This window comes from Acinetobacter sp. NEB 394, assembly GCF_013374795.1.
Taxonomy (GTDB): domain Bacteria; phylum Pseudomonadota; class Gammaproteobacteria; order Pseudomonadales; family Moraxellaceae; genus Acinetobacter; species Acinetobacter johnsonii.
The window spans coordinates 1,341,789-1,367,559 of sequence record NZ_CP055277.1 but is presented as its reverse complement, the minus strand read 5'-3'; the positions used below and the strand labels follow the sequence as shown (position 1 = coordinate 1,367,559).

The 25,771-nt window shown below is 40.8% G+C and carries 23 protein-coding genes, 2 tRNA genes and 2 pseudogenes; 8 read left to right on the top strand and 19 right to left on the bottom strand.

Annotated features, from left to right (window positions below; all coding sequences use genetic code 11):
- Positions 1–15: 15 nt before the first annotated feature.
- Complete coding sequence (locus HUK62_RS06465) at positions 16–492, top strand: copper resistance protein NlpE (protein WP_176537407.1); 477 nt, start codon at positions 16–18, stop codon at positions 490–492.
- 110 nt (positions 493–602) lie between these two features.
- On the opposite strand, the gene HUK62_RS06460 is transcribed toward HUK62_RS06465, so the two are convergent.
- From HUK62_RS06460 to HUK62_RS06435, 7 genes are all read right to left on the bottom strand, one after another.
- Positions 603–2,087, bottom strand: coding sequence for an arylsulfatase (locus tag HUK62_RS06460; RefSeq protein ID WP_176537406.1), 1,485 nt, complete (start codon positions 2,085–2,087; stop codon positions 603–605).
- Positions 2,088–2,306: 219 nt separating this feature from the next.
- The gene (locus HUK62_RS06455) at positions 2,307–3,143 is read right to left on the bottom strand and encodes an SPASM domain-containing protein (RefSeq protein WP_228723746.1); all 837 of its coding nucleotides are present in this window, start codon (positions 3,141–3,143) and stop codon (positions 2,307–2,309) included.
- 60 nt (positions 3,144–3,203) lie between these two features.
- Positions 3,204–3,563, bottom strand: coding sequence for a hypothetical protein (locus tag HUK62_RS19010; RefSeq protein ID WP_228723745.1), 360 nt, complete (start codon positions 3,561–3,563; stop codon positions 3,204–3,206).
- Between the two features lie 777 nt (positions 3,564–4,340).
- Positions 4,341–5,975 (bottom strand): chaperonin GroEL, encoded by a 1,635-nt coding sequence (gene groL, locus HUK62_RS06450; RefSeq protein WP_004694331.1) that lies wholly within the window; start codon positions 5,973–5,975, stop codon positions 4,341–4,343.
- A 67-nt stretch (positions 5,976–6,042) separates the two neighbouring features.
- A complete protein-coding gene (locus HUK62_RS06445) occupies positions 6,043–6,333 on the bottom strand; it encodes a co-chaperone GroES (protein WP_010326285.1) in 291 nt (96 codons plus the stop codon).
- 194 nt (positions 6,334–6,527) lie between these two features.
- Positions 6,528–7,304, bottom strand: coding sequence for a metallophosphoesterase (locus tag HUK62_RS06440; protein WP_176537405.1), 777 nt, complete (start codon positions 7,302–7,304; stop codon positions 6,528–6,530).
- A complete protein-coding gene (locus HUK62_RS06435) occupies positions 7,301–8,224 on the bottom strand; it encodes a diacylglycerol kinase family protein (protein WP_176537404.1) in 924 nt (307 codons plus the stop codon). Before HUK62_RS06435 ends, HUK62_RS06440 begins: the two co-directional genes overlap by 4 nt.
- A gap of 414 nt (positions 8,225–8,638) precedes the next feature.
- Here HUK62_RS06435 and HUK62_RS06430 point away from each other — a divergent pair, with 414 nt between their 5' ends.
- Together HUK62_RS06430 and HUK62_RS06425 are read left to right on the top strand one after the other, a co-directional pair.
- Positions 8,639–10,471, top strand: a complete 1,833-nt coding sequence (locus HUK62_RS06430) for a phosphoenolpyruvate carboxykinase (GTP) (RefSeq protein WP_176537403.1) — start codon at positions 8,639–8,641, stop codon at positions 10,469–10,471.
- Between the two features lie 102 nt (positions 10,472–10,573).
- Positions 10,574–10,942, top strand: coding sequence for a hypothetical protein (locus HUK62_RS06425; protein WP_078390144.1), 369 nt, complete (start codon positions 10,574–10,576; stop codon positions 10,940–10,942).
- 71 nt (positions 10,943–11,013) lie between these two features.
- Here the strand turns inward: HUK62_RS06425 and glpD are convergent, their stop codons facing one another.
- Complete coding sequence (glpD, locus tag HUK62_RS06420; protein ID WP_176537402.1) at positions 11,014–12,531, bottom strand: glycerol-3-phosphate dehydrogenase; 1,518 nt, start codon at positions 12,529–12,531, stop codon at positions 11,014–11,016.
- Between the two features lie 537 nt (positions 12,532–13,068).
- On the opposite strand from glpD, the gene HUK62_RS06415 reads away from it, so the two are divergent.
- Both HUK62_RS06415 and HUK62_RS06410 read left to right on the top strand, forming a co-directional pair.
- A complete protein-coding gene (locus HUK62_RS06415) occupies positions 13,069–14,388 on the top strand; it encodes an MFS transporter (RefSeq protein WP_062034098.1) in 1,320 nt (439 codons plus the stop codon).
- A 171-nt stretch (positions 14,389–14,559) separates the two neighbouring features.
- Positions 14,560–14,988, top strand: coding sequence for a hypothetical protein (locus HUK62_RS06410; RefSeq protein ID WP_058869220.1), 429 nt, complete (start codon positions 14,560–14,562; stop codon positions 14,986–14,988).
- 25 nt (positions 14,989–15,013) lie between these two features.
- On the opposite strand, the gene HUK62_RS06405 is transcribed toward HUK62_RS06410, so the two are convergent.
- Both HUK62_RS06405 and folD read right to left on the bottom strand, forming a co-directional pair.
- Entirely contained in the window at positions 15,014–15,700 is a 687-nt protein-coding gene (locus HUK62_RS06405) for a 50S ribosomal protein L11 methyltransferase (protein WP_176537401.1), read from the bottom strand.
- Positions 15,701–15,972: 272 nt separating this feature from the next.
- A complete protein-coding gene (gene folD / locus HUK62_RS06400) occupies positions 15,973–16,821 on the bottom strand; it encodes a bifunctional methylenetetrahydrofolate dehydrogenase/methenyltetrahydrofolate cyclohydrolase FolD (RefSeq protein ID WP_176537400.1) in 849 nt (282 codons plus the stop codon).
- A 152-nt stretch (positions 16,822–16,973) separates the two neighbouring features.
- Between folD and HUK62_RS06395 the strand changes: the two genes are divergently transcribed.
- Positions 16,974–17,047 (top strand) — tRNA-Cys (locus HUK62_RS06395).
- 10 nt (positions 17,048–17,057) lie between these two features.
- A tRNA-Leu gene (locus HUK62_RS06390) sits at positions 17,058–17,143 on the top strand.
- A 152-nt stretch (positions 17,144–17,295) separates the two neighbouring features.
- Here HUK62_RS06390 and HUK62_RS06385 read toward each other — a convergent pair.
- The 6 genes and pseudogenes from HUK62_RS06385 to HUK62_RS06360 all read right to left on the bottom strand — a co-directional run bounded on the left by HUK62_RS06385 (position 17,296) and on the right by HUK62_RS06360 (position 21,111).
- Positions 17,296–18,186, bottom strand: a complete 891-nt coding sequence (locus tag HUK62_RS06385) for a WYL domain-containing protein (RefSeq protein ID WP_176537399.1) — start codon at positions 18,184–18,186, stop codon at positions 17,296–17,298.
- 152 nt (positions 18,187–18,338) lie between these two features.
- Positions 18,339–18,533, bottom strand: coding sequence for a hypothetical protein (locus HUK62_RS06380; protein ID WP_176538452.1), 195 nt, complete (start codon positions 18,531–18,533; stop codon positions 18,339–18,341).
- A 233-nt stretch (positions 18,534–18,766) separates the two neighbouring features.
- Positions 18,767–19,759 carry an NAD(P)H-quinone oxidoreductase gene (locus HUK62_RS06375; RefSeq protein WP_176537398.1) on the bottom strand — a complete coding sequence of 331 codons (993 nt, stop codon included), beginning with the start codon at positions 19,757–19,759 and terminating at the stop codon, positions 18,767–18,769.
- 230 nt (positions 19,760–19,989) lie between these two features.
- Positions 19,990–20,249: pseudogene (locus HUK62_RS06370) on the bottom strand (DUF2798 domain-containing protein).
- A gap of 34 nt (positions 20,250–20,283) precedes the next feature.
- Complete coding sequence (locus HUK62_RS06365; RefSeq protein WP_176537397.1) at positions 20,284–20,580, bottom strand: DUF3861 domain-containing protein; 297 nt, start codon at positions 20,578–20,580, stop codon at positions 20,284–20,286.
- 9 nt (positions 20,581–20,589) lie between these two features.
- Positions 20,590–21,111 carry a PadR family transcriptional regulator gene (locus HUK62_RS06360; RefSeq protein WP_176537396.1) on the bottom strand — a complete coding sequence of 174 codons (522 nt, stop codon included), beginning with the start codon at positions 21,109–21,111 and terminating at the stop codon, positions 20,590–20,592.
- A gap of 242 nt (positions 21,112–21,353) precedes the next feature.
- On the opposite strand from HUK62_RS06360, the gene HUK62_RS06355 reads away from it, so the two are divergent.
- Positions 21,354–22,517, top strand: a complete 1,164-nt coding sequence (locus HUK62_RS06355; RefSeq protein ID WP_176537395.1) for a sterol desaturase family protein — start codon at positions 21,354–21,356, stop codon at positions 22,515–22,517.
- 119 nt (positions 22,518–22,636) lie between these two features.
- On the opposite strand, the pseudogene HUK62_RS06350 reads toward HUK62_RS06355, so the two are convergent.
- The 3 genes and pseudogenes from HUK62_RS06350 to cysD form a co-directional block, all read right to left on the bottom strand.
- Positions 22,637–22,902: pseudogene (locus tag HUK62_RS06350) on the bottom strand (hypothetical protein).
- A 142-nt stretch (positions 22,903–23,044) separates the two neighbouring features.
- Positions 23,045–24,661 carry a sulfate adenylyltransferase subunit CysN gene (gene cysN, locus HUK62_RS06345; protein WP_176537394.1) on the bottom strand — a complete coding sequence of 539 codons (1,617 nt, stop codon included), beginning with the start codon at positions 24,659–24,661 and terminating at the stop codon, positions 23,045–23,047.
- A 166-nt stretch (positions 24,662–24,827) separates the two neighbouring features.
- Positions 24,828–25,742, bottom strand: coding sequence for a sulfate adenylyltransferase subunit CysD (gene cysD / locus HUK62_RS06340; RefSeq protein WP_087527204.1), 915 nt, complete (start codon positions 25,740–25,742; stop codon positions 24,828–24,830).
- Between the last annotated feature and the right edge of the window lie 29 nt (positions 25,743–25,771).

The following is a 25,771-nucleotide window of genomic DNA, read 5'->3' as shown; positions in this document are numbered from 1 at the left end:
TATCGGGTGCTGTATATGCAAAAGATTTTTTTAGTACTATGCCTATCTTTCACCATGTTAACGGCATGCTCAAAACCGAATGAAAACAATCCTCCACCAGATCACAATGTCACGGCATCTCTGGACGACAGTACTAGCGCAACCGCGTTAGATACACCAGACACAGCAAATGCCTTAGATTGGGTAGGCACATATCAAGGGGTTCTGCCCTGTCACGATTGTTCTGGGATCGACACTGAACTTGAACTGACCTTAGATCGTCATTTCGTGCTGAAACAAAAATTTTTAGGCAAATCGAATAATAATTATGTCAATGAAGTGAAAGGCTCATTTCAATTTTTGACTGGCTCTGATCAACTGATACAGCTCGACTCATCAGGTGATAGCCGTATTTATTATATTGGTGCGCAATTTATTGAGATGCGTGGCGATAAAGGCCAAGTACTGGATCAACCTGAGTTCAACTTTAAACTCACCAAATCCTTAGAATAGACACTCGCAACATCATGCATGATTTAAATTACTTATTTGTATGTCGCAGCATGAACTCCCCCAAACATCAAAAAGGTGGCTGAATTACTTCGGCTCCCTTTTTTCATAATTTACTTCTTTTGGTTCTGCAAATTTTTAATTAACTCACTAAAATCAAGTGTTGCAGCCTTTTGTACAGGTGGATAGTCCATCAACGATTTAATGTGTGAACCCAGTAATGCCTGTAAGGGTTCAGAAATCCATTGCTTGGTTTGAATAATGTCTGAACGATCTCTGATACTATCAAAAGTCTCAGATGGGTCTTGACGAAGGTTGTACATCGCTGGAAATTTTTGCTTTTGATATTGGTCGTAATAATTTTCACTGGTTTCAAAATGAACTTTCCATTGATTAATACGAACTGCACGTAAAATCGATTCATGATAGTACAGAAAATTATCTCGCATACTCTCTTTTGATTTGCCGGTCCAATAGTCGATATTGTTTACACCATCAATAATTTGCTTACGATTGGTTTTCATCTCCTCGACCACATTCGCATTCCCTGCGACATTCGCCAAAGTTGTAAACAAATCCATATGCGACTGAATGCCATGCTTCACTTGCCCCGCAGGAATATGTCCCGGCCACCGCACCATCATTGGAACACGGACTCCCCCTTCATAAGTCGTCATTTTCTCGCCAAGGAATGGCGTGGTTCCACCATGGTTTTTGGCACTGTGTTCAGGACCATTGTCCGTAGTATAAACAATAATGGTGTTATCCAACACCCCCATCTTCTTCATTTCATCCAGCACATGACCAACTTGCATGTCATGCTCAATCATGCCACTACCGTACAAATCTTCTTCAGAAGTGGCTTTTAACGCCAGATGACGATGTGAGTCACGTAAATGTGTGAACACATGCATACGACTTGGGTTTAACCATACAAAAAACGGCTTGTCTGCTTTTTTACTGCGCTTCATAAAATCGACACTGGCAGCGATAAATTCATCATCCACCGTTTCCATACGTTTACGGGTTAAAGGGCCTGAGTCTTTACACTTTTGTTTACCCATCACACCAAAACGAGGATCGATAGTTCCATCATTATCGTTGGACGAATAACAGTGTAATACACCACGTATTCCATACTGATTCACAAATTCAGGATCTTTTGGATAATCATACTGTTCAGGAAATTCTTCAGTATTTAAGTGATATAAATTACCAAAGAATTCATCAAAACCATGTACTGTCGGTAAGCTATCGTTCCGATCACCCAAATGATTTTTACCAAACTGACCACTCATATAACCTAACGGTTTCAACACTTCTGCCAAAGTCGGTGTTGCAGCTTTAATCCCTAAAGGTGAACCTGGACGACCGACTGTCGTCATACCTGAACGAATCGGATATTGTCCCGTAATAAATGCTGCACGTCCAGCGGTTGAACTTGGCTGTGCATAGTGATCGGTAAACATCACGCCTTCTTTGGCAATACGATCAATATTCGGCGTGTCATAGCCCATAACACCATGACTATAAGCACTGACGTTCTGCCAGCCTACATCATCGGACATAATCACCAAAATATTGGGTGGTTTCGCCATGAGTGCTGTTGAAAGTAATGCTCCACCTACCAAGGCTAAAGAGCGAGAAATTCAGTTTTTTTGCATGGTATTTTCCTTAAACACATTCGTATACAACGAATTTTCATCCTTGTTTCAAACCCAATTGGCACTACACACAGAACAATATCAGTGCCTTAAAAATTTAATTTTTAGAAAAAGCATTTTCTAAAAACCTGTGACAACAGTTTCCTAATGCGGTCATATCCGTTTAGCAATTTCATTTTTAGATAAAAGTGCAGTATGAAAAAAACGTTTTAAACCTGAGCAAAGATAATGTAGACCCGCCTCTCCATCAGGGGTTTTGAGGAACCGATCTTTCGGACAATCTCCCCAGCAAAATTGAAGATATGGACATTTTTGGCAGTATTCTGGCAGTGACTTCGATTTAGCATATGCAAATTTCTTTTGTCGCTCAGAAAAAACTAAATCGCCTTGATGAATCTCGTGAATGTTGCCCAATTTATATTCGGGATAAACAAAATGATCACAAGAGAAGAGGTCGCCATTGTGTTCGACCGCCAAGGATTTCCCGCAAATTTGACCCGACACACATTTCTGCGCTCCATAGCCGAACATCATTGAAACCATGTTTTCAAACTGGTCGATAAAGACCTGCCCAAAGTCTTGCTGTAACCATTCTTTCCACACAGTTGAAAGGAATATGCCCCAATCATCGGCAGCAATCGACCAGTCTGTCACCACAGAGTCTGAGCTGCCCGGCTGCGCTGCTGAACAGCCCAATTTAGGTAAATCTTGAGGATTCCAATGGCCTGGTGCTGTCTGCTGAAACTGGGCACTTTCCATTCCCGGAATCAGTTGAATCATGCGCGGTTGCACCTGATCGCGGATAAAACGATAAACATCTAACGGGCGTTTCGCATTATCACGGTTCACCACACATAAGGCATTAAACGGAACTTGATACTGGCGTAATAACGCAGCAGCCTGCATGACTTTGGCATGCGTCGGTTTTCCACCTTTGTTATAGCGATGGATATCTTGCAACTCGGCAGGCCCATCTATGGATAAACCCACCAAAAAATCATGCTGTTTTAAAAATGCGCACCAGTCTTCATCCAGTAACGTACCATTGGTCTACAAATCATTTTCAATACGTTGATGAGGTTTCGCATATTTCTTTTGCAGCTCAACCACTCTTTCAAAAAAGGCTAAGCCCATCAGCGTCGGTTCGCCACCTTGCCAACTAAAAATAACTTCGTTGCCCGTTTGCGCTTCGATATATTGCTTAATATGTAACTCAAGCATCGACTCAGACATACGTGGAACTTTTGGTTGCTGTAACATGTCTTGTTTATGCAAATAGAAGCAATAACTACAGTCTAAATTGCACTGTGCCCCAGTGGGTTTGATCATCACGTGATAGCGATAGGTTTGTCCCTGCACTTGCAGGCTTCTTAAAGGCGGAGATTCAGCTTGTATAGGTATCATTCGCATTTTAGAATCCTCATTTTTTTCAGCGTTCAGGCACAAATTCACAACTGTACAAAACCATGTACACAAGTTATTTTGCGAAAAAAGATCTGGTAGTTTCATTCCATTCACTGCATGAAGTCGGCTAAAGACCCAAGCCATTTTTTGTTTTGAATGGATTAACCAGAGTGATTATTGCCGTTAAACATGCAACAGGAAGGCTGCTATACGATGACCTTGCAAATCTTTTGATAATTTCAATGTTTTATAATTCATTCTCTTCTTATCCCTAAGCTTAATTTTCATGAGCAAAACCACTGTGTAAGAGTAAAAATCAACAGCCAATTCCAATTTTGGCCTACTGAAAAATACTGACCCATCTCACACAGTTGCATTGCTTGGTAGAGCACGTTATCAAACTTTGAAAACAGAGAAACCACTCAAAAGAATGGTAATTGCATTTTTTATGGTCGTTATATACTTGAGCTACGTCATCCTCCAAACCTAAACACCATTCTGTTGAACCCAAACTAGACATATTTTATAAAATGTGAAGCTTCGCTTTTAGAACTTCGACATAGACTATTTTAAGAATTGAGAAGCTGGATAATGAATTTTTAAATGATCCATTTATACCTAATGTGCTGACTCGTCTCCGTCTTATCTTTTGTTTTTATTCACACAGTCAGAAACATCAAAAAGTTCAATAAAAAAGGCCGCTCATAGAGCGACCTTTTTCTTTTCAAATATATGTGAGTAACTATGAATAAATTACAAACACTTATTTAATTAGGGTTGGAATTACATCATTCCGCCCATACCACCCATGCCGCCCATATCAGGCATTGCAGGCTTGTCTTCTGGAACGTCAGTAATCATACATTCAGTTGTCAACATTAAACCTGCTACAGATGCAGCATGCTCAAGTGCAGAACGCGTTACTTTCGCAGGGTCAAGAATACCCATTTCTAGCATATCGCCATACTCAGAAGTTGCAGCATTATAACCGAAGTTACCTTCGCCATTTTTCACAGCATTGATCACAACTGAAGGCTCATCACCCGCATTCGCAACGATTTGACGAAGTGGCGCTTCAATCGCACGACGTAAAATGTTGATACCAACATTTTGGTCGTCATTCGCACCATTTACACCGTCAAGCGCAGCTGCAGCACGTACCAGTGCAACACCACCACCAGCAACTACACCTTCTTCAACAGCAGCACGTGTTGCATGAAGCGCATCATCCACACGGTCTTTCTTCTCTTTCATTTCAACTTCAGTCGCTGCACCAATTTTGATTACAGCTACACCGCCTGCCAATTTAGCAACACGTTCTTGAAGTTTTTCTTTGTCGTATTCAGACGATGATTCTTCAATTTGCGCACGAATTTGAGTGACACGTTCAGCAATTTGAGCTGCATCACCAGCACCGTCAACAATCACAGTGTTCTCTTTAGACACAGTGATTTTGTGCGCAGTACCTAAGTCTTGAAGAGAAGCTTGTTCCAAAGTCATGCCTACTTCTTCAGAAATCACAGTCGCGCCAGTCAAGATTGCGATATCTTGAAGCATTGCTTTACGACGGTCACCAAAACCTGGCGCTTTAACCGCACATACTTTGATAATTCCGCGCATGTTGTTAACAACAAGTGTAGCTAAAGCCTCACCTTCAACATCTTCAGCGATGATTAAAAGTGGTTTACCAGTTTTAGCAACAGCTTCAAGTACAGTAATTAATTCACGGATGTTGCTGATTTTTTTGTCAACAAGCAAGATGAACGGATTTTCAAGTTCAGCCGTTAATGTGTCTTGTTTGTTTGCAAAGTATGGGCTGATATAACCACGGTCAAACTGCATACCTTCAACAACGTCCAAAGCATCTTCAAAGCCTGAACCTTCTTCAACGGTAATCACGCCTTCTTTACCTACGCGTTCCATTGCTTGTGCAATGAGTTTACCTACAGTTTCGTCAGAGTTTGCAGAGATTGAACCGACTTGTTCAATCGCTTTAGTATCAGAAGCAGGTTTTGCTGTTGCTTTAATTTCAGCAACCAATGCTTTAACAGCCAGGTCAATACCGCGTTTCAAGTCCATTGGGTTCATGCCCGCTGTTACAGACTTGATGCCTTCATTTAAAATTGCTTGAGCTAGTACAGTTGCAGTTGTTGTACCGTCACCCGCGATGTCATTGGTTTTAGAAGATACTTCACGAACCAATTGAGCGCCCATGTTCTCAAATTTGTCTTTTAGAGAAATTTCTTTCGCAACCGTTACACCATCTTTAGTGATGTGCGGCGCACCGAAAGAACGGTCGATCACAACGTTACGGCCTTTAGGACCCAAAGTTACTTTTACAGCATCTGCAAGCACGTTTACGCCTGCAATCATTTTAGAACGAGCTGAATCACCAAATTTTACGTCTTTAGCTGACATACTAAACTCCAAATATTCTTAAATTTTAATCAATTGTATTGCTTAAACAGCAAATGAACGTTCTGAATTAACCTTCAAGAACCGCTAAAATATCAGACTCTTTCATCACAAGAAGTTCTTCGCCTTCAACTTTAACTTTAGTGCCTGCATATGCACCAAACAATACATTGTCGCCCACTTTTACATCTAAAGCACGAACGCCATTGTCTGTAATTTTGCCATTGCCTACTGCAATGATTTCACCTTGAGCTGGCTGTTCAGCAGCAGAAGTACTCAAAATTAAACCACCCGCAGTTTTAGTTTCCTTTTCTACGCGGCGAATCACAACGTTGTCATGTAAAGGACGAATTTTGCTCATTTCTAGCTCCATAGACATTTTCAAAATGCCATTGTTTACGATGTGAAGATGACTTCTTATTCCTAGGTCATCAACAAAATTTTGATATGACACTTTTGTGGGGATGGAATAAAACGCTTCAAGGGCAAACACAAAATATTTTTATATTTTTGCGCTCTTTTTAAGCAAACCTAAGCAAAGTTTAGACACTCGATTCAATCTGAGGTATTTTGCTGCATCAACTCGAAGCGATTTGTTTCAGCGTTAAAGCTCAAATGTTGTACATCGGCATTCGGCAAAATAATATTCAGGCTATTGGGCAAACCCGCATGTAAACGATAAGATGTTGCCGTTCCAGCATGGATATCCAGCACTGGATGCGATACCCCAAGTTGATAAATCTGATTCAAATCATAAACGGCAGCGTGGTGTAAATGCCCATGTAAAAGTCCATTTAAACCATGTTGGCTCCATTGCTCCAATGCAATACGACCAAGCATCGGACAGTCTTTCACACCATGACTATGGTCTGGCGGAGTATAAAAAGGCTGATGCGCAGCGATCAGTTTAAGTTTGTGTGCAGGTGCTTGCTGCAATTTTAGGTCAATCTCTTGAATTTGGCTCAGTGAAATATGCCCTCGCGTATGGTAACGCCGACGAATACTATTCACTCCAATGACATAAAAATGTTCAGTTTCTAAGGTGTTTTCCATCCCCCCAAAAAACAGTTGATAACGTGCAAAGGGGCTAAAAAAACGATTCCACACATGGTACAGCGGAATATCATGATTCCCTGGCACCACCAAATACGGCAGCTTTAAACTGTCTAAAAACTGCCGACAAGCATAAAACTGAATAAACCGTGCACGTTGGGTCAAGTCCCCACTGACCACTACGGCTTCAAAAGGATGTTCCTCACATAACTGACGAATGGCCTGCATACAGGCTTCGCGTTCGGTTCCAAAGTGTAAATCCGACAAATGTAAAATCATGCGGGAACCATGATATTCAGCGCATGCTTACGTACTGTAATTTTCAGCGGTGGTGTCATCGTGACAATTTCTCCATCTACTGCAACCGTGAGCTTATTACGCTTTGAATGAACAATCACTTCATCTGCTGCAAAGCTATAGACATCGGAAGCCTGATCCAAATTGCCTTTTATCAGCTGCCATAAGGTCTTGAACAAAGTCCGCTTATCACTTTTTGCTACTACCACGCCCGCTACTTTGCCTGCTTCCGCCGCCTCGGCAATACGTAGTTTCATTTCAGCTAGTTGAAGCTGATTATTGCCAAAGAAAATCAATGGCGTTTTCACTGGATAGCGCTGTCCATCGACTTCTACTTCAAGTTTTAACTCTTTTCGGTCGCGGATGAGAACATCCAATGCCGAGGTATACGCATGCAATGGAAAACGTCCAAAATGCTTATTAAACTGCTCTCTTTTTTGAATAAATAAAGGATAAAGCCCTAAACTGGCATTGTTCAGATAGATATGTTGATTCAGCTGTGCCACATGTACAGAACGTGGCTGCCCTTCACTAATTGCTTTGGCCGCTTCTAATAAATCCAACGGAATATTCAACACTCGCGCAACATAGTTAAATGTACCTAGAGGCAAGATCCCCATAGGAATATCCGTTCCCATCAATTTAGATGCAACTGCATTTAAAGTTCCATCACCACCTGCAGCAACGACGACCCCTACATTCTCCGCTTGACGATGACGTAGTAAAATATCTTGCATCATCTGATCAAAGTTGATGCACTCACTTAACTCAAATGACTGTATTTCAAAACCCGCAGTACTCAAATCTGCTACCAACTGTTCATACACTTCATCTTTATTTGCAGCATGAAAACCTGATTTTTTATTATAAATAAGTGATAAAGGTTTGAGTTGTTCTGACATTTTGCACCTAAATTTGAAGTAATTGCTCTATTTTTGTCCAAATATTCAACACTTAACAGTTTTGTTATGTAAAATTCAAATGACTACCATTTATTTAATCAATAATAAATCTCAATCACAAAATAAATGCAAACATATGATTTTAATAATAATATCTTAAATGAATAATCCTCATAAATATAATAAATACACAAAATAAAAGCAAGAAATCTAACCAAACTATTGTTTTTTAATAATTAAAATGAAGCAACTCCATCGAACTGTTCATAATTTAGATACGCCTTTGGTCTTATTTTTTTTATCAAATTATGCTTTAATACAGCCACTTTTTTTCATCTTTTCATCTCTGCAGTAAATTTTATTGCTGAGATTGTACTTTGTACAAACGTGTACATATTTGAGATAGGCCTCACCATGACCCAAGTGAACGCACCAGAATTCGTTCGTCACCCTAAGCTTATTGCGTGGGTGGAAGAAATTGCAAAATTAACAAAACCAGCGAAAATTGAATGGTGTGACGGCAGCGAAGAAGAATATCAACGTTATATCAACTTGATGATCGCTAACGGCACAATGCAAGCGCTTAACCAAGAAACGCATCCTGGTTCTTATCTTGCTAATTCTGATCCTTCTGACGTTGCTCGTGTTGAAGGTCGTACTTACATCTGCTCTGAAAAACAAGAAGATGCTGGTGCAACAAACAACTGGGAAGAGCCTGCTGAAATGCGTGCTCGCCTAAATGGTTTGTTTGACGGTTCAATGGCAGGTCGTACTTTATATGTAGTGCCGTTCTCTATGGGCCCATTGGGTTCTCATATTGCGCACATTGGTATCGAATTAACTGACTCTCCTTATGTAGCAGTTAGCATGTCTAAAATGGCTCGCATGGGTAAAGCTGTTTATGACGTTCTTGGTACAGACGGTGAATTTATTCCTTGCGTACATACTGTTGGTGCGCCGCTTGCTGATGGCGAAAAAGACGTTGCTTGGCCTTGCAACCCTGAAAAATACATCGTGCATTACCCAGAAACACGTGAAATCTGGTCTTACGGTTCTGGTTACGGCGGTAACGCATTGTTAGGTAAAAAATGCTTAGCTTTACGTATTGCATCGTCTATGGGTCGTCAACAAGGTTGGTTAGCAGAACACATGTTGATCCTTGGTGTGACTAATCCTCAAGGCGAAAAACACTACATCGCAGCAGCATTCCCTTCTGCTTGTGGTAAGACAAACTTCGCGATGTTGATTCCACCAGCTGGCTACGAAGGTTGGAAAATTGAAACTGTAGGTGACGATATTGCTTGGATCAAACCAGGTGAAGATGGTCGCTTATACGCAATCAACCCAGAAGCAGGTTTCTTCGGTGTAGCACCTGGTACAAATACCAAGACCAACCCGAACTGCATGGCGACATTGACTAAAGATGTCATCTATACCAACGTTGCGGTAACTGACAACGGTGAAGTATGGTGGGAAGGTCTTACTAAAGAAGCACCTGCTAACCTGACCAACTGGAAAGGTCAACCTCACACTGGCGCAGAAAAAGCGGCTCATCCAAATGCGCGCTTCACTGTTTCAGCAGGTCAATGTCCTTCTATTGATGCTGACTGGGAAAATCCAGCTGGTGTTCCAATTTCAGCATTCATCTTTGGTGGTCGCCGTGCAGACACAGTGCCTCTAATTTCAGAAGCATTTGACTGGGTAGATGGTGTTTACAAAGCTGCAACGATGGGCTCTGAAACAACTGCTGCTGCTGTTGGTCAACAAGGTATCGTTCGTCGTGACCCATTCGCAATGCTTCCATTTGCGGGTTACAACATGGCGGATTACTTCTCTCACTGGTTAGAGCTTGGTGAAGAAGTAGCAGCAAAAGCTAAAGCTGCGGGCAACAAACTTCCAGGCATCTACAACGTGAACTGGTTCCGTCGTGATGCTGAAGGCAACTTCGTATGGCCTGGTTTCGGTCAAAACATGCGTGTTCTTGAGTGGATTATTGACCGTTGTGAAGGCCGTGCTGATGCAGTTGAAACACCAATTGGTTTAGTTCCAACTTATGAACAGTTGAACTGGACAGGTTCTGACTTCACTAAAGCCCAGTTTGACCTTGTGACTTCTCAAGACAAAGATCAATGGATCAAAGAGCTTGAAAGCCATACTGAGCTATTCGACAAACTTGGTGAACGCCTACCAGCTGCACTTAAAGCTCGCCAAAACGAACTTTTAGATGCTGTTAAGCAATCTGCTTAATCTTTAAATTAAGCCAAAAAAGACCGCGTAAGCGGTCTTTTTTTAATCTATTTATAATTTTAAAACTTTATAACTCAACAAAAACTTATCAAGGGGTAATTCATGCTTAAAAAACTCACACTCACAATCGGTCTACTGGGTTTATCAAGCCTAGTCATGGCTCAAACAGAAGTAGCAACAACTCAGCCAGCACTTCATGTTTGCGCAATCAAAGGCACACCTGATTCAACTCAATTTGAAATCAAAAAGCGCATCAAAGTCGCTAAAGGCACTTATGGCAGCGTGGTTGAACTCTATCCGCGTTTTGCTGAGCGTGCACATCAAGTCGGTGGTAATGTCGTCATCAACTACAATGCCAGCCAACGTTTTGGCTTTTGGCCTTGGCGTATTGTTCGCCCAGTCGTTTGGGGAACGGCTGTAAAATGGAAGACACCTGTAGACTGTAAACAGCTCGGCGGTATCGAAATTTAAATCTAAAAAAGCCGCGATAGCGGCTTTTTTAATAGAACGAAATCAACTGTATCCATTACACATACTTAACACTATGCAGCATCCCCCTGCATACGACGCAGGTGTAAATCCTGCAAGTAGATGTCTAAAGCTTGAGTTTCTAGTGCATCAAATTTTAAATACAGTTTAGTCCGTCGTTTTAAAATATCTTCACTGCTGATGGCCCACTCACGTTTCACCATATAATCCACTTCTTGCTGATACAAACCATGGCCAAAAGACTGCCCTAAAGTTTGTACATCTTTGTTCTCAGCGAGCATATGCCATACTCGACTACCATAACTGTTTGCCCAACGATGCGCTGTTTGAGACTCTAGCCCTTTGATTTCATGCATCAACTCAGCACATAAAACCTCGACTGAACTAAAACCTTCCGCACCTGGGAGTTTTGCCGCAGCCGTCCATTCCGCCTTCATGTGTGGAAAATAACGTTTCAACTGTAGTAAAGCCGCTTCCGCCAACTTTCGATAAGTCGTTAACTTTCCACCATAAACAGATAACAATGGCGCTTCATCCGCAACAGGTTTAGACATTGCCAGTACATAATCACGTGTCACTTTAGAGGCTTGGGTACTTGCATCATCATACAGCGCCCTTACGCCTGCAAAGCTTGAGATTACATCTTCTGGCTGTAATTGAAGCTTGAAATGATCATTAATCACATCAATCAAATAAGCAGTTTCGTGCTCGGTGATGTATACATGATTTGCATCACCCTCAAACTCTACGTCCGTGGTACCAATCAGGTTGTATTCATCTAAATAAGGAATTACAAACACAATGCGTTGATCGTCATTTTGCAAAATAAATGCATGCGGTTCCGAGTATAAACGCTTTACAATAATATGACTGCCCTGAACCAATCGAATGCCTGCTTTTGGGGTTTGAGACAGTTGTTGTTGAATAAAATCTGTGACCCATGCACCCGTTGCATTAACTAAAGTTCGAGCTTTAATTTGGTAGTGTTGTTTTTGATGCTCCAACGTTAGGCACCACACACCCTCCTGCTGAACCGCAGAAACGCATCGCGTTTGTGTCCGAATTTGAGCCCCTAGCTCATGTGCTTGGATTGCATTAACCACGACCAAACGCGCATCATCCACAGTACAATCTGAATATTCGAAACCACGTTTAATCGTATCTTTTAGCGGGCTATCGACATTAAAATGAACAAGCTCTGAACCCTCTAATGTTTCTCGTTTTGCCAAATAGTCATAGATAAATAAGCCTGAACGAATCAGCCATGCAGGACGCAAATAAGGCAAATGCGGCATAATAAAACGCATAGGATGGATCAAATGTGGGGCTTTTTTTAACAGGACTTCACGCTCTAATAGCGCTTCACGTACCAAACGAAATTCTTTTTGTTCGAGATAACGCAATCCACCATGAATGAGCTTACTACTGGCTGAAGACGTATGACTGGCTAAGTCATCTTTTTCACAGACGAAAACACTTAAACCACGCCCTACAGCATCATTTGCAATGCCCACCCCATTGATGCCCGCGCCCACAACGGCAATATCATAAATGGCATCTGTGTCTTGCATATTCACCTCTCTCGTTGAGTTATTGTGTTATTTTTGTTCTTCACGCTAAACTTAACATCAAAATCCAACCTTGTCATATTCCACAGCCAGTCAAATCAGAGAAAATTCGTTACTCTAAATAAATTAATAGCCGCATCTATTTTTACAATTTAATTGTAAATTTTGACTATTCAGTGAAAAATCGACTAATTTCCAAGCTAAAAAAACGTTCCTTTCTAAAAATTAAGATTCACCATAAAATAAAAAAATTCTATAAACTCTTGTATTTTAATTGATTATTCACACATTAAAAAATCACAAGACTTTGTTTTAGATAAGTAAAACGATAATTTCCTATTAAAATAAAGATATTCATTAGAAAAACTTAACAGCATATAAATCATACCAACATTTAGACTAAAGTCGAATGAAGTCCAAGGATAAGGGGCGTATAACGAAACAGAATTTTTTGTTTAATCTTAAAATATATTGTTTTAACTTTTTCTACTTAAAAAAGTTAAAAGATGTATTTTCCGAACTTCTCTTTGGGAAATTTTTGTGACTGATCTATCTCCCCAAGCTGCTCCAGTAAGCATCGATAAAAAGACCCGTTTAAAATCGATTCTCGGTGGTTCAGCTGGTAACTTAGTTGAATGGTATGACTGGTATGTCTATGCCGCATTTACCTTATATTTCGCGCCACAGTTTTTCCCTGAAGGGGATGACACGGTAAAACTTTTACAAGCTGCTGCCGTCTTTGCACTGGGCTTCCTGATGCGTCCTATTGGCGCGTGGATCATGGGCATTTATGCAGACCGTAAAGGACGTAAATCAGGTCTTACCCTGTCTGTATCGTTAATGTGTGTGGGATCTCTGATTATTGCCTGTGCACCTACCTATGCCAGTGTGGGTATGCTCGCACCTGCCTTATTACTCTTTGCCCGTCTATTGCAAGGTTTAAGTGTTGGTGGAGAGTACGGTTCAAGCGCAACCTATTTAACGGAAATGGCTGGAAAAAACCATCGTGGTTTCTTCTCTAGTTTTCAGTATGTGACTCTCATTTCAGGTCAGCTCTTGGCGCTGTGTGTGTTGATCATTTTACAACGCACGATGAGCGAAGCACAGTTATCTGAATGGGGCTGGCGTATTCCCTTCTTCATTGGCGCTGTACTTGCGATTGTGGTGTTCTGGATTCGTCGTGGCTTGGTTGAGACCCAATCCTCAAAAGATGCACAGGAACAAGCTAAAAATGGTGGCCCAAAATCAAGTGCACTTGCTTTATTTACCAAATACCCAAAGCAAGCCTTCACTGTGATTATGCTGACAGCGGGTGGAACACTGGCATTCAACACCTTTACCACGTATTTACAAAAATACTTAGTTAACACCTCAGGTTTTGAGAAAACCACAGCAACAGAGATCACCACAGCAGCAATCTTTGTCTTCATGCTATTACAACCTGTGGTGGGCGCACTGTCTGATAAAATTGGTCGTAAACCAATTATGATCACTTTTGGTGTATTGGGTGTGCTATTCACAATTCCAATTTTCAATGGTCTAGGCTCAACTAGCAGCCCAACAACCGCATTCATGTTATGTATGAGCGGTATGGTGATTGTGACAGGTTATACTGCGATTAATGCCGTAGTCAAAGCAGAGCTCTTTCCAGCACATATTCGTGCACTAGGGGTTGCCCTGCCTTATGCGATTGCCAATACTATCTTTGGTGGTACAGCAGAACTTGTGGCGTTGAGCTTTAAAAATGCAGGACATGAAAACTACTTCTTTTACTACATCACCTTCATGATTGGTTTATCTCTACTGACTTACATCTTTATGAAAGACACCAAAAAGCACAGTATGATTACCGATCATTGATGCTTAAAGTAAGTGTGTAAGTTAATAAGCTAGACATAAAAAATGCCTTCTCGAATGAAGGCATTTTTTATGTCTGATCAATTTTTTGCCGAAACTTGATTGATTGAAATATCGTGAATTACACCCGCGTATGGCATACTAAGAACAAGAATAATGTTAGGAACTTTTTATATGAAAAATACGTATAAACTTTTAGGCTTAAGCTGTATCGTTTTAGCCGTATCTGCATGTCAAAGCACACCTCGTCAATACAATGGCAATGTTGGCTATCAAATTGAACATCAATCAGCGTCGAGCGCTACCCTTGCTTATACGCTTGCTGCTCGTAAGAACCAGCAACTCGATGAAAACAAATTACAACGTGCTTGCCAAAAAGTTTTAGGTTCACAAAAGAATTATAAATTGGCGATTTTAAGTATTAATGAAATTCCTAATACTGCAGCAGATGTTCCCGAATATGGACGCCAAATTGGTCAAACTCGTGCCACTTTTGGCTTAAGCAATACACCTGACTTACACCAAGGTGAAAACTTTGCAACACGCGAGTCACTTGAAGCACGACCAAGCACACTACATGTTGTACGCTATACGTGCTCTTAAGACCTTCTGATATATAAAAAATGGCTTAATGCCTTTTTTGAACATTCAACGTTCGATAAAAACTCACATTGCGAAACTCTAGTGACTCATCTAGATCTGGCCAAGTTGTGGCACTACGCTCATCAAGCTTTATGTATTGCGGATGGCTAAAATTTTTAACACGACTATCTGCCACCCAAACTTCAGGTGCAAACTTTAAAAATTCATCTAAAAAGAAACGATTACACTGATCATATAAAACATCGGCAGCCAATAGCACATCGACCTGTTCAGATTGATACAAGTCATCCAAATACTCTAGCTCTACGTTATTGAGTTCCGCATTGGCACGGCAAGCATCTAAACTAACTGCATCAATATCACAACAAATTACACGTTTTGCACCCGCTATTTTGGCTGCAATCGCCACCACACCTGAACCTGCGCCAAAATCCAACACTACCTTATCTTTGACATGATGTGGCTCTGCCAGTAACCACTGCGCCATGGCTAGACCTGACGCCCAACAAAAGATCCAATATGGCGTTTCATTCCAAATACGACGAATGATTTCATCATCCAGTTTATCGGTTGGAAATACGGGAGGAATGAGCCACAGCGAAATAGATGTTTCAGGAAGCTGTTGCGCAAGCAATTCACACTGTGGAATCACTTCATGCAAGGCTTGAAGTAAATGATCTGGGGCTTTGGGGAATTGGAAAGTACAGCTCATGGACATTTTATATTTGTAGAATTTTTTAATAAACGCACAACGGAGTCTTACACATTAAGACGCATGATATGCATAACCTTCGGTTCGACCTACTTTTGTTTCGACAAAAGTAGGCAAAACCATTGCCATTTGCTGAACTCGACTGAAATCATCATTTATTTACTGCTTCGCAGAAACATTTTTATCAAATTTAGTCCGGCCTCGAACAACAGCAAATGACGATGTCACGACTCCCAAACCATCATAAAACTGATTTTAGAGTCTTATAAAAATTAACCTAAAGCTTTTTCAGCAGCTTCAACTGTTTGACGAATCAACGTGGTAATGGTCATTGGACCTACGCCACCTGGAACAGGTGTATACGCAGAAGCGACTTCTTCAATACCGACCAACTGAATGTCGCCTACACCACCACCATCACGTGGATGGAAACCAGCATCAACAACCACTGCACTTTGTTTGATCCAATCTTTTTGAATCAATTCTGCCTTACCAACCGCACCCACGATAATATCGGCTTGCTTTACAAAGTCAGCTAAGTTTTGAGTACGTGAGTGACAGATCGTTACGGTTGCATTGGCTTGAAGTAACATCGCAGCCATTGGCTTACCTAAAATTGCAGAACGACCTACAACAACGGCATGCTTTCCAGCAATTTCAATATTGTTTTCTTGCAAAATAGTCATAATGCCGGCAGGCGTCGCAGAGCCATATGCTGCTTCTCCCATGGCCATACGACCAAAACCAAGACACGTTACGCCATCCACATCTTTTGCAAGAGAAATTGCATCAAAACATGCACGCTCATCAATTTGTTCAGGCACTGGATGTTGAAGCAAAATACCGTGAACATCAGGATTTGCATTCAGTTTTTCAATTTCTGCCAACAATTGTTCAGTGGTGGTCTCTTTTGGCAGTTCAACTTTAAGTGAGTCCATACCAACACGACGGCAGGCATTTCCTTTCATACGTACATAAGTTGCAGATGCACCATCGTCACCCACCAAAATAGTCGCAAGAATTGGGGTACGACCTGATTTTACTTTGAGCGCTTCAACGCGAGTTAACAAGTCAGCTTCAATTTGTTTTGCCAATGCACGACCATCTAAAACTAATGCCACGGCACATCTCCAAGTGTTGATATGAATCAATTTTGCACATAATACATGATAATTTTAAATATTTTTCGCTATATGCTGTTTTTATGCGCATACGAATGAAAGCACTATTGTTTTTTTTTCAGAGCTTGCTAATATACGCATCAACAAGACGCGGCGGGGTGGCAGAGTGGTCATGCAGCGGACTGCAACTCCGTGGACGCCGGTTCGATTCCGACCTCCGCCTCCATCTTGTTAAAGCCCGAGTGGTGAAATCGGTAGACACAGGGGATTTAAAATCCCCCGCCCACAAAGCGTGCCAGTTCGAGTCTGGCCTCGGGCACCATTCTTATACTTCTAAGTATGGTGCATATAAAGAACCCAGCGTTAAGCTGGTTTTTTTATGCCTACAGAAAAAGCATAATGCAATGCACAAAAAAGAGAGCACATTGACTCTCTTAAAAATAATATCTCATTCGTTTATCACGATAAGGGTGGTCATAAGTAATGTTGCAGATCTTGTTCTAATTTTTCTTGAAAATGAGCTGGCTCAATAATTTTAATGTATGGAATCCAATAACGTACCAAAGGTAAAAGTTGCATTTCATGGCAAATTTGACAATCAATTAATAAACCACCCGATGCATCTTCTAGTACAATTTGTTGCTCTGGCAATAACAGACGTTGCTTAAAATATAAAGCAACTTCAGGTCGCACCGATATTTTGACCGTTTGCTTATGCTTTGCAAACCAAATCCCCTCACTAAGCTCTAATTGGGTCAAAACTTCTAAATGGTGCTCGAAAAGCTCCGACTCATGTACAACCACTTGATCTATTTTACTTAAACGATAAGCACGTAATTCATCAGCTACAGCTGCAGCCAAATACCAACTTCCCTGATGATGAATTAAACGATACGGGTCAACATGGCGCAAACGATCATTATAAATAAAACTGATTTTTTGACGCTTATGAATCGCGCCCGCAAAAACCTGAAAATGTTCAGCAAATTGCTGTGCATTTTCATAATAATAACCTTTGGCAGAGAACACTTGATTCGCTCGCTCATCAAGCAGGCCACGTAGAAAAGACATATCTAGAGATGGATAGAGCTCACTGATCCCAGAAAGCTGCGCAAAGTTCTGAATGTCTTGTAGCTTAAAGCGCCCAAGATAAACAGGATCTAAAAAGTACTTCTTGGTATATTCATCTTGAAGTAAAGGTAAATACGTATTGAGACGATCAAAATCTCGCTCTATTGTCCGAGTACTCACCTGAAATTCATGTGCTAGTTCTGCAACCCCCAATTGATACCCAGTATTTAATTTAGTCAAAATATTTGCTAAACGCTCCGCAAGGCGTTCATGTGTTGAAGCTTTACGCTTCATATTGCCCTCGCTGCACAATCAATGTTGTGTCTTTATTTATAGTTAAATGCCTAAGCATTAAATTCAATATAAATCACTGAATAATATTAAGTAAAAGACAAACAGTCAACTTTCAAGCTATGTCATGTTTTTATCAAAAAAAGCGCTCAATGTTAGTTAGATTTCCTCTTCTTTACAGCGGTTTTCTGATGCGCTAATCGCTCTATATAGCGTTCAAAATGAATTAAGGCTTTATACAACTTGTGTAACTCATCAGGTAAAACACTATTATAGATAACCGCCTTATGCAAGCGCTTGAGCGCACGGAAACCATGCGCATGTGTATATGATGTCGATAAAATTTTCATGACAACCCTCTTTTCTGTTTTATTTTTCATTTAAAACCACGTAAATTTGTCAGGTTTAAATTTAGTTTCAAATTTACACCACGGTTTTGACAGGTTGTGTCGAACAGTTATCATTTTTTAATCTTTGTGAAATTATTTTCTGTTTTCAGTACATTATTTTTATTTTTTGGAAAAATTTTAGGCAAAAGAAAAGCCGACATGATGACAGCTCTACTTTTTATACTCTAGAAATATTACAGGATTGTTACCACAACTTTACCCACGTGCTCACCCGTGTCCATGCAGGCATGCGCTGCTTGAATCTGATCAAACTCAAAAGTTTGATAAATCATCGGCAAGCAATCGCCTTTGGCCCATAACGGTGCCACATGATCTTGTAAACCTTGTGCAATCTCAGCCTTCTCAGCGGTATTTCGTGCACGCATGGTCGAACCTGTGATGGTTAAGCGCTTCATCATAATTTGCCCCAACTTAACCTCTTTGGCTTTTGCACCCCCTAAAAAGGCAATATAAACCAAACGTCCATCGCGGCGGAGCAAGTTCAAATTCTTTTCTAAATACGGTGCACCCACCATATCTAAAATGACATCAATACCAGCATTATCCGTTTTCTCATTGATCAGGTGTTCAAAGTCTTGGGTTTTATAATTGATGGCATCTGTCAAATTCGCAATGGCTTGTACTTTTTCATCGCTGCCGACGGTTGCAAAGGTTTTAATGCCCAATGCTTTACATAGCATGAGTGCCGTGGTGCCAATGCCACTGGTTCCACCATGTATTAACACCACTTCCCCTGCTTTGGCTTTACCCATTTGGAATACATTGGCCCAGACCGTGAAAAAAGTTTCAGGAATAGCCGCCGCTTCCACAAAGCTTACATTTTCTGGAATATGTAAAGTTTGACTTTGTGGAACTACACAATACTCGGCATAACCACCACCATTGGTCAAACCACAAACTTTATCGCCTAATTTAAACTGGGTAACTTCAGCTCCAACTGCAACGACTTCACCTGCAACCTCAAGCCCCGGCACTTGTGTTACCCCAGGCGGCATTGGATATAAACCTTGACGCTGTAAAATATCTGGACGGTTAATGCCAAACGCATGGACCTTAACCAAGACCTCATCTGCTTTTGCTTTAGGGATAGTCACTGTTTCATATGCCAGCTTATCCACACCACCCGGCTCTGTAATAATGACCTGTTGCATCGTTGTTTGTGACATGATTTATTCCTAACTCTTGCGATATTTTTCAAGTTTCATAGACCTATTTGATCATAGAAATAAATTGAAATGAAGAACACCGTACTTATGTATAGTGTGAAGCCTATTTTGCTACGTGATAGCGCTGATTATTGATAAAAAAAGCAAGCTGCGACATCAATGCAACTGCACTCGACATCCCTCTCAAACATTACGTAGAACGATTAGGGCCAGATGAAAAACACAGGTATTCAGTTGCGTGGCTGATCAGGCAAAGATACAAACCGCATTAGAAATTTACGAACCAAAGGCAAAACACCATAATCAGAGGAAATGCAATCAGCCAAGATAGACTCCAGCTTTTGAGCCAAAGGTGGAAGAAATTATGCACTAGGCCTTTATTTAACAGTAAGTTAAAACCAGAAATAGATCCGCTCATCAGACCTGAAAGTAATAAAGGCATTAACCAATTTAAGTGTTTGATATGAATTTTGGGGAGCGTGTTGAACATAATCGACCTGAGTAAATAAAAGTTAGCTTTGGTTTTACGTTTTAACGGTTTGTTTTAAAGCTTTCATAAACTGCCCAAAATGTGGCATAAAATCTTTAAAGAGCGGAAGGCTTTTATGCTCTAGCATCACCTCACTAAAGAGCTTTAAACCAACAGCAAATGATTTCGCTGCTTCATCATCCAGCATTTGACTGTTTTGAATCACCTGTAACACGTTAAAAATATCGTCGTGGTTATAGCTGTTAAAACTCAAAATATCGGTATAGGTCGACGGGTTGCCTTGAGCATCTGCAATGTGTTTAAGTGTGACTTCATAAGCATGTTGTTTCATTCTGTTTTCCTAGAGACGTGCAATATTCACCGCTGCTTGATCAATTTGTTCTGCAATAACACGAATTTGTTCAGCGCTCAGCTCACTGTGTTGTATCTTGAGCTTTAAGGAAGCTTTGAGGTTTTCCATCGCACGTTTAATGTCAAGATATTGTTCATTATTTTGAATTTTTTTACGCGTATCGAAACGAGATAAAATCTTTTCCACATTTGCTTGCTCAACCTCAAGATGCTTCAAACCCAAGGCCGTTATACGGTATTGCTTACGTTCAGCATCATCTAACGCAACCTGAACAAACTGCTGCTCTTCCAAATAATTCAAGGTTGGATAGATCGTTCCTGCACTTGGGCAATAGCCCCCTCCCACAATTTCACTCACTTCTTTAATAAGGTCATAGCCATATTTAGGTGCGAATGAAATGAGATGTAAGGCTAAAAGTTTCATCTGACCCGCTTCAAATAGGCGCTGTTTACGTAACACTGGCGCTATTTCCAAATGAGTAAAGGATTCAACTTTTTGTGTTCTAGACATGTCTAAGATACAACTTTAAATTATTAAGATATATCTTAGTTAATTTTTTAATGATTGCAACCTTAAATTCTGAAATAGAACATCAGAATTTATAATCAAATAGGTAAACGTGAAGGATTACTTGATCTTTTTAGATAAGATTGCTGAACAGTTGTAATACCGCTAAAATTTAACCTCTGTTTGCATGCTCACACCCTCAAGCAAACTCTGACAAAACTCCTAAAATTCAGAATTAAATTAAAATGACAGATCAACTTAGAAAAAAATTTGAAAACCTACAACTCAATGCTGGGCAAGGCAAGATCAGTGCATTTCTTTCTGTTTCCTTAGGCTTTTTGGGTATTTTTGCGGCTTTATGTTTTTTATTCCCCACTGTGCTCACCACACCAGAACTACGCCCGCTCTATAGCAAACACTATGATATTTTCTACTATACCTTACTGTTTGGCATTGTAATCAGTGCTGGTTTTGGTACCTATAGTGCGATCATTAAACAGAATAAATATGGTTTTTATGGTTTGTGTATCACCATTTTAGCGGCTGTTTTAGGCTGTGGGCTGATCAAAGCGCCGACATTGCCTGCGCTACCATTTTATGCAGGTTTTGATTATTTCGTTATTACCTTAATCATCCTTGCTTTAGTTTTCATACCACTTGAAGGATTCTTTGCAAAGAACACTGAACAGAAAATTCTGCGCGTCGGCTGGGTCACAGACATGAAATATTTCATGTTTAGCCATATTGGCATTCAGCTTTTTTCGTTTTTAACGGTCATGCCTATTCAGTATTGGATCACACATATTCCCAATAACCCGATTGTGCCTTATGTGCAGGCACAACCGATTTGGTTGCAGTTTATTGAGTTATTGATTGTGGTGGACTTCACCACCTATTGGTTACACCGTGCGATGCATGAAGTGAATTTTTTATGGCGCTTTCATGCCATTCACCATTCAACGGAACAAATGGACTGGCTAGCCTCTTCACGCTTACACATCGTTGAAGTGTTAATGACCCGTTTTATCGCAACCTTACCAATTTTCTTGTTAGGTTTTCATACGTCTGCTGTCTTTGCTTATTTGGTCTTTATTTCTTTCCATGCCATTTTTATTCACTCCAACGTGCGTTTCCGCTTTCCCTATCTGCGCTGGCTGATCGCAACACCTGAGTTTCACCATTGGCATCATTCTTCTGAAAAGCCTGCGATTGATAAAAATTATGCAGCCTTTATTCCACTTTATGACGTGATTTTTAAATCGATTTACATGCCTAATCATTTGGCCAGTGTATATGGCACAGTCGGCTATAAAATTCCAAACAGTTTTGTGAAGCAATTTACTTGGCCATTTAAACGTTATGTGAATAAACTGAAAAAGCGCTTAAACAAAGATAATGAGACTTCCTAACAAAACCAATCGATTAACAATCTCAATAATTAAAGCTTGTCTAATCCCTCACCAAAATAGAAAACCTGTATCTCCGCAGGTTTTCTTTCATTTTCCAAGCTTTGTAGATCGAACTTAAATTACGCTCGCCCTTTAAATTCTTTTACCATACGATCACTCACGTCTTCTGGATAACAAAGTGGCGAGCACCACCGACTCGATTGTAAGCACTACGTTTACCACACCGACTTCCATTTCTTGCAGTATTGTAAGGACAATTTCCCGAATACGTTTGTATCGATTGTTGAATAATTTCCTTCTTAATCGCTTCATCACTTTGCGTAGCCTGTTTAGCATCAGCAGCAAAAGTTAAAGTTAAACCAATAAATAATAATATTTTTTTCATAATACCCCTCTACAAAAGAGGCATTCTATAGCACTGAATTTTTATTGAAATATCACATTATTTATTTGAATAATATTTATCCATCTAAAATAGAAATAAAAAACCCACCTTACGGTGGGTTCCTTCAAATCAGCTCAATCTCTTATAGGCGAACCAATTCCACAATTTTATCAGCTAGCTCTTCAACCGCATCTTGAGTGAATGCGACATCTGTACCGTCGACAAGGTCAGTCACCACAACCACACCTGTTTCACGTACTAATGCAACCTGATCAGCAGTTAGACCTGCTTTCGCAATTGCAACCACACCTTGTTGAATTAACAAGGTTTCAAGTGCTTGTGCATTTTCTAGGGCTTTCGCAGAGACAGTTACCGCAGCAGGTTTTTGACCTAAACGTGCAGCACGGTCTTCCGCTGTGACAGGGTTGCTATGCGCAGACCATTCCACAGACTCTTCCACCATACCCGCACCAATCGTCACGTTGTTTAAACGGTCGATGAAGATAAACGAACCTGTATAACGACTGTCTTGGTAGCGATCAAATACGACAGGCGCATCAAACTCAACGGTAACATGAGCAATAGCGTTCAGCTCAAGGCTATCCACTTGTGCCTTTTCCAATGTGTTGACATTGGTACGGTAGTTAATAGCAGTGACTTTTGCAGGAACGGTTTGCGTACCCACTTTTAGGTTGTACAACTTACCAATCACCAGCGGTTGATCTGCCATCCAAACCACAGTGGCATTGACCGAACGTGAAATTTCTGGCGCAGCTTGATCCGCACGCACAAGCACGTTACCACGCGAAATATCAATTTCGTCATTCAGAGTCAAGGTTACCGCTTGACCTGCAACGGCACGCTCTAAGTTCCCATCATAAGTAACGATTTCTTTAACCGTCGACGACTTACCTGATGGTAAAGCCACGATTTTGTCACCTACCGATACATCACCTAGCGCAACCGTACCGCAGAAACCACGGAAGTCGAGGTTTGGACGGTTCACATATTGCACAGGGAAACGGAAATCGTTGGTCACTGAACTGCGGTTAATTTCCACAGACTCAAGCGTACCCATTAACGTTTCGCCTGTATACCATGGCGTATTTGGTGATTTATTGACAACGTTATCACCATTCAATGCTGAAATAGGCGTAAAGATAATGTTGTTTGGCTTACGGTCACCCAATTGCGCCACAAAACCTGCATACTCCGTCTGAATTTCATTGAAGCGCGCTTCAGAAAATTCAACCAAGTCCATTTTGTTAATCGCAACAATAATGTTCTTAATGCCCAGTAAGCTTGCAATATAAGTATGGCGACGCGTCTGAGTTTGTACACCATAGCGCGCATCAATCAAGATAATCGCAAGATCACAGGTTGACGCACCAGTCGCCATGTTACGCGTGTATTGCTCATGTCCTGGCGTGTCGGCAATGATGAACTTACGTTTTTCAGTTGAGAAATAACGATAAGCAACATCAATGGTAATACCCTGCTCACGTTCAGCTTGTAGACCATCTACAAGGAGTGCTAAGTCAGGTGCATCGCCTGTCGTACCGACTTTTTTAGAGTCACGAGTTACTGCTTGCAATTGATCTTCATAAATCAATTTTGAATCGTAAAGTAAACGACCAATTAAAGTTGACTTACCATCATCGACATTACCGCAAGTCAAAAAACGCAATAGGTCTTTATTTTCATGTTGTTTTAGATAGCCCAAGATATCTTGGCTAATCAGTTCTGATTGATGAGACATTGCTCAAAACTCCACATATTCTTTAGAAATCGGTTTTTAATCTCTTTAATCCCTCTAAATCTCCCTTTGTTAAGGGAGACTTTCCCCTTCACAAAAGAAGGGCTTTTCTCCTCTCTTAGAAAAAGATGAGCAGCACTGCTGCGCAAGGGGAGAGATTTATCAACAGTTAGAAATAACCTTCTTGCTTTTTCTTCTCCATCGAGCCCGCCTCATCATGGTCAATCATACGACCTTGACGTTCAGAGCTGGTTGCAAGCAACATTTCTTGGATAATTTCAGGTAAGGTATTTGCCGTTGACTCAACTGCACCCGTAAGTGGGTAACAACCAAGTGTACGGAAGCGTACCGATTTCATTTGTGGAATTTCACCTTCTTTTAAAGGCATACGTTCATCATCAACCATAATCAGGGTGCCACTACGCTCAACCACAGGACGTTCTGCAGCTAAATAAAGTGGAACCAATGGAATGCTTTCCAAGTAGATATATTGCCAAATATCAAGCTCAGTCCAGTTTGATAGTGGGAATACACGAATACTTTCACCTTTGTTCACTTTACCATTGTAAAGATTCCAAAGTTCAGGACGTTGGTTTTTCGGGTCCCAACGGTGTTTCGAGTCACGGAATGAATAGACACGTTCTTTGGCACGTGATTTTTCTTCATCACGACGCGCACCACCAAATGCCGCATCAAAACCGTATTTATCAAGTGCTTGTTTTAAGCCTTGAGTTTTCATGATGTCGGTATATTTTGAGCTACCATGATCAAATGGGTTAATGCCCGCATCTTTCCCTTCTTTGTTTTGATGCACGATCAAATCAAAGCCATGGGTTTTTGCCATGTTGTCGCGGAAAGCAATCATGTCTTTAAATTTCCAGCCCGTATCTACATGCAGAAGCGGAAATGGAAGCTTGGCAGGATAGAACGCTTTAAGCGCCAGATGCAGCATCACTGCTGAATCCTTACCAATAGAATAAAGCATCACTGGGTTTTCAAACTCAGCAGCTACTTCGCGGATAATATGAATACTCTCAGCTTCAAGCTGTTTAAGATGAGTAAGTCTTTCCTCATTTAATGACATTGACAGCACCAACTCACAAAAATCGTGTA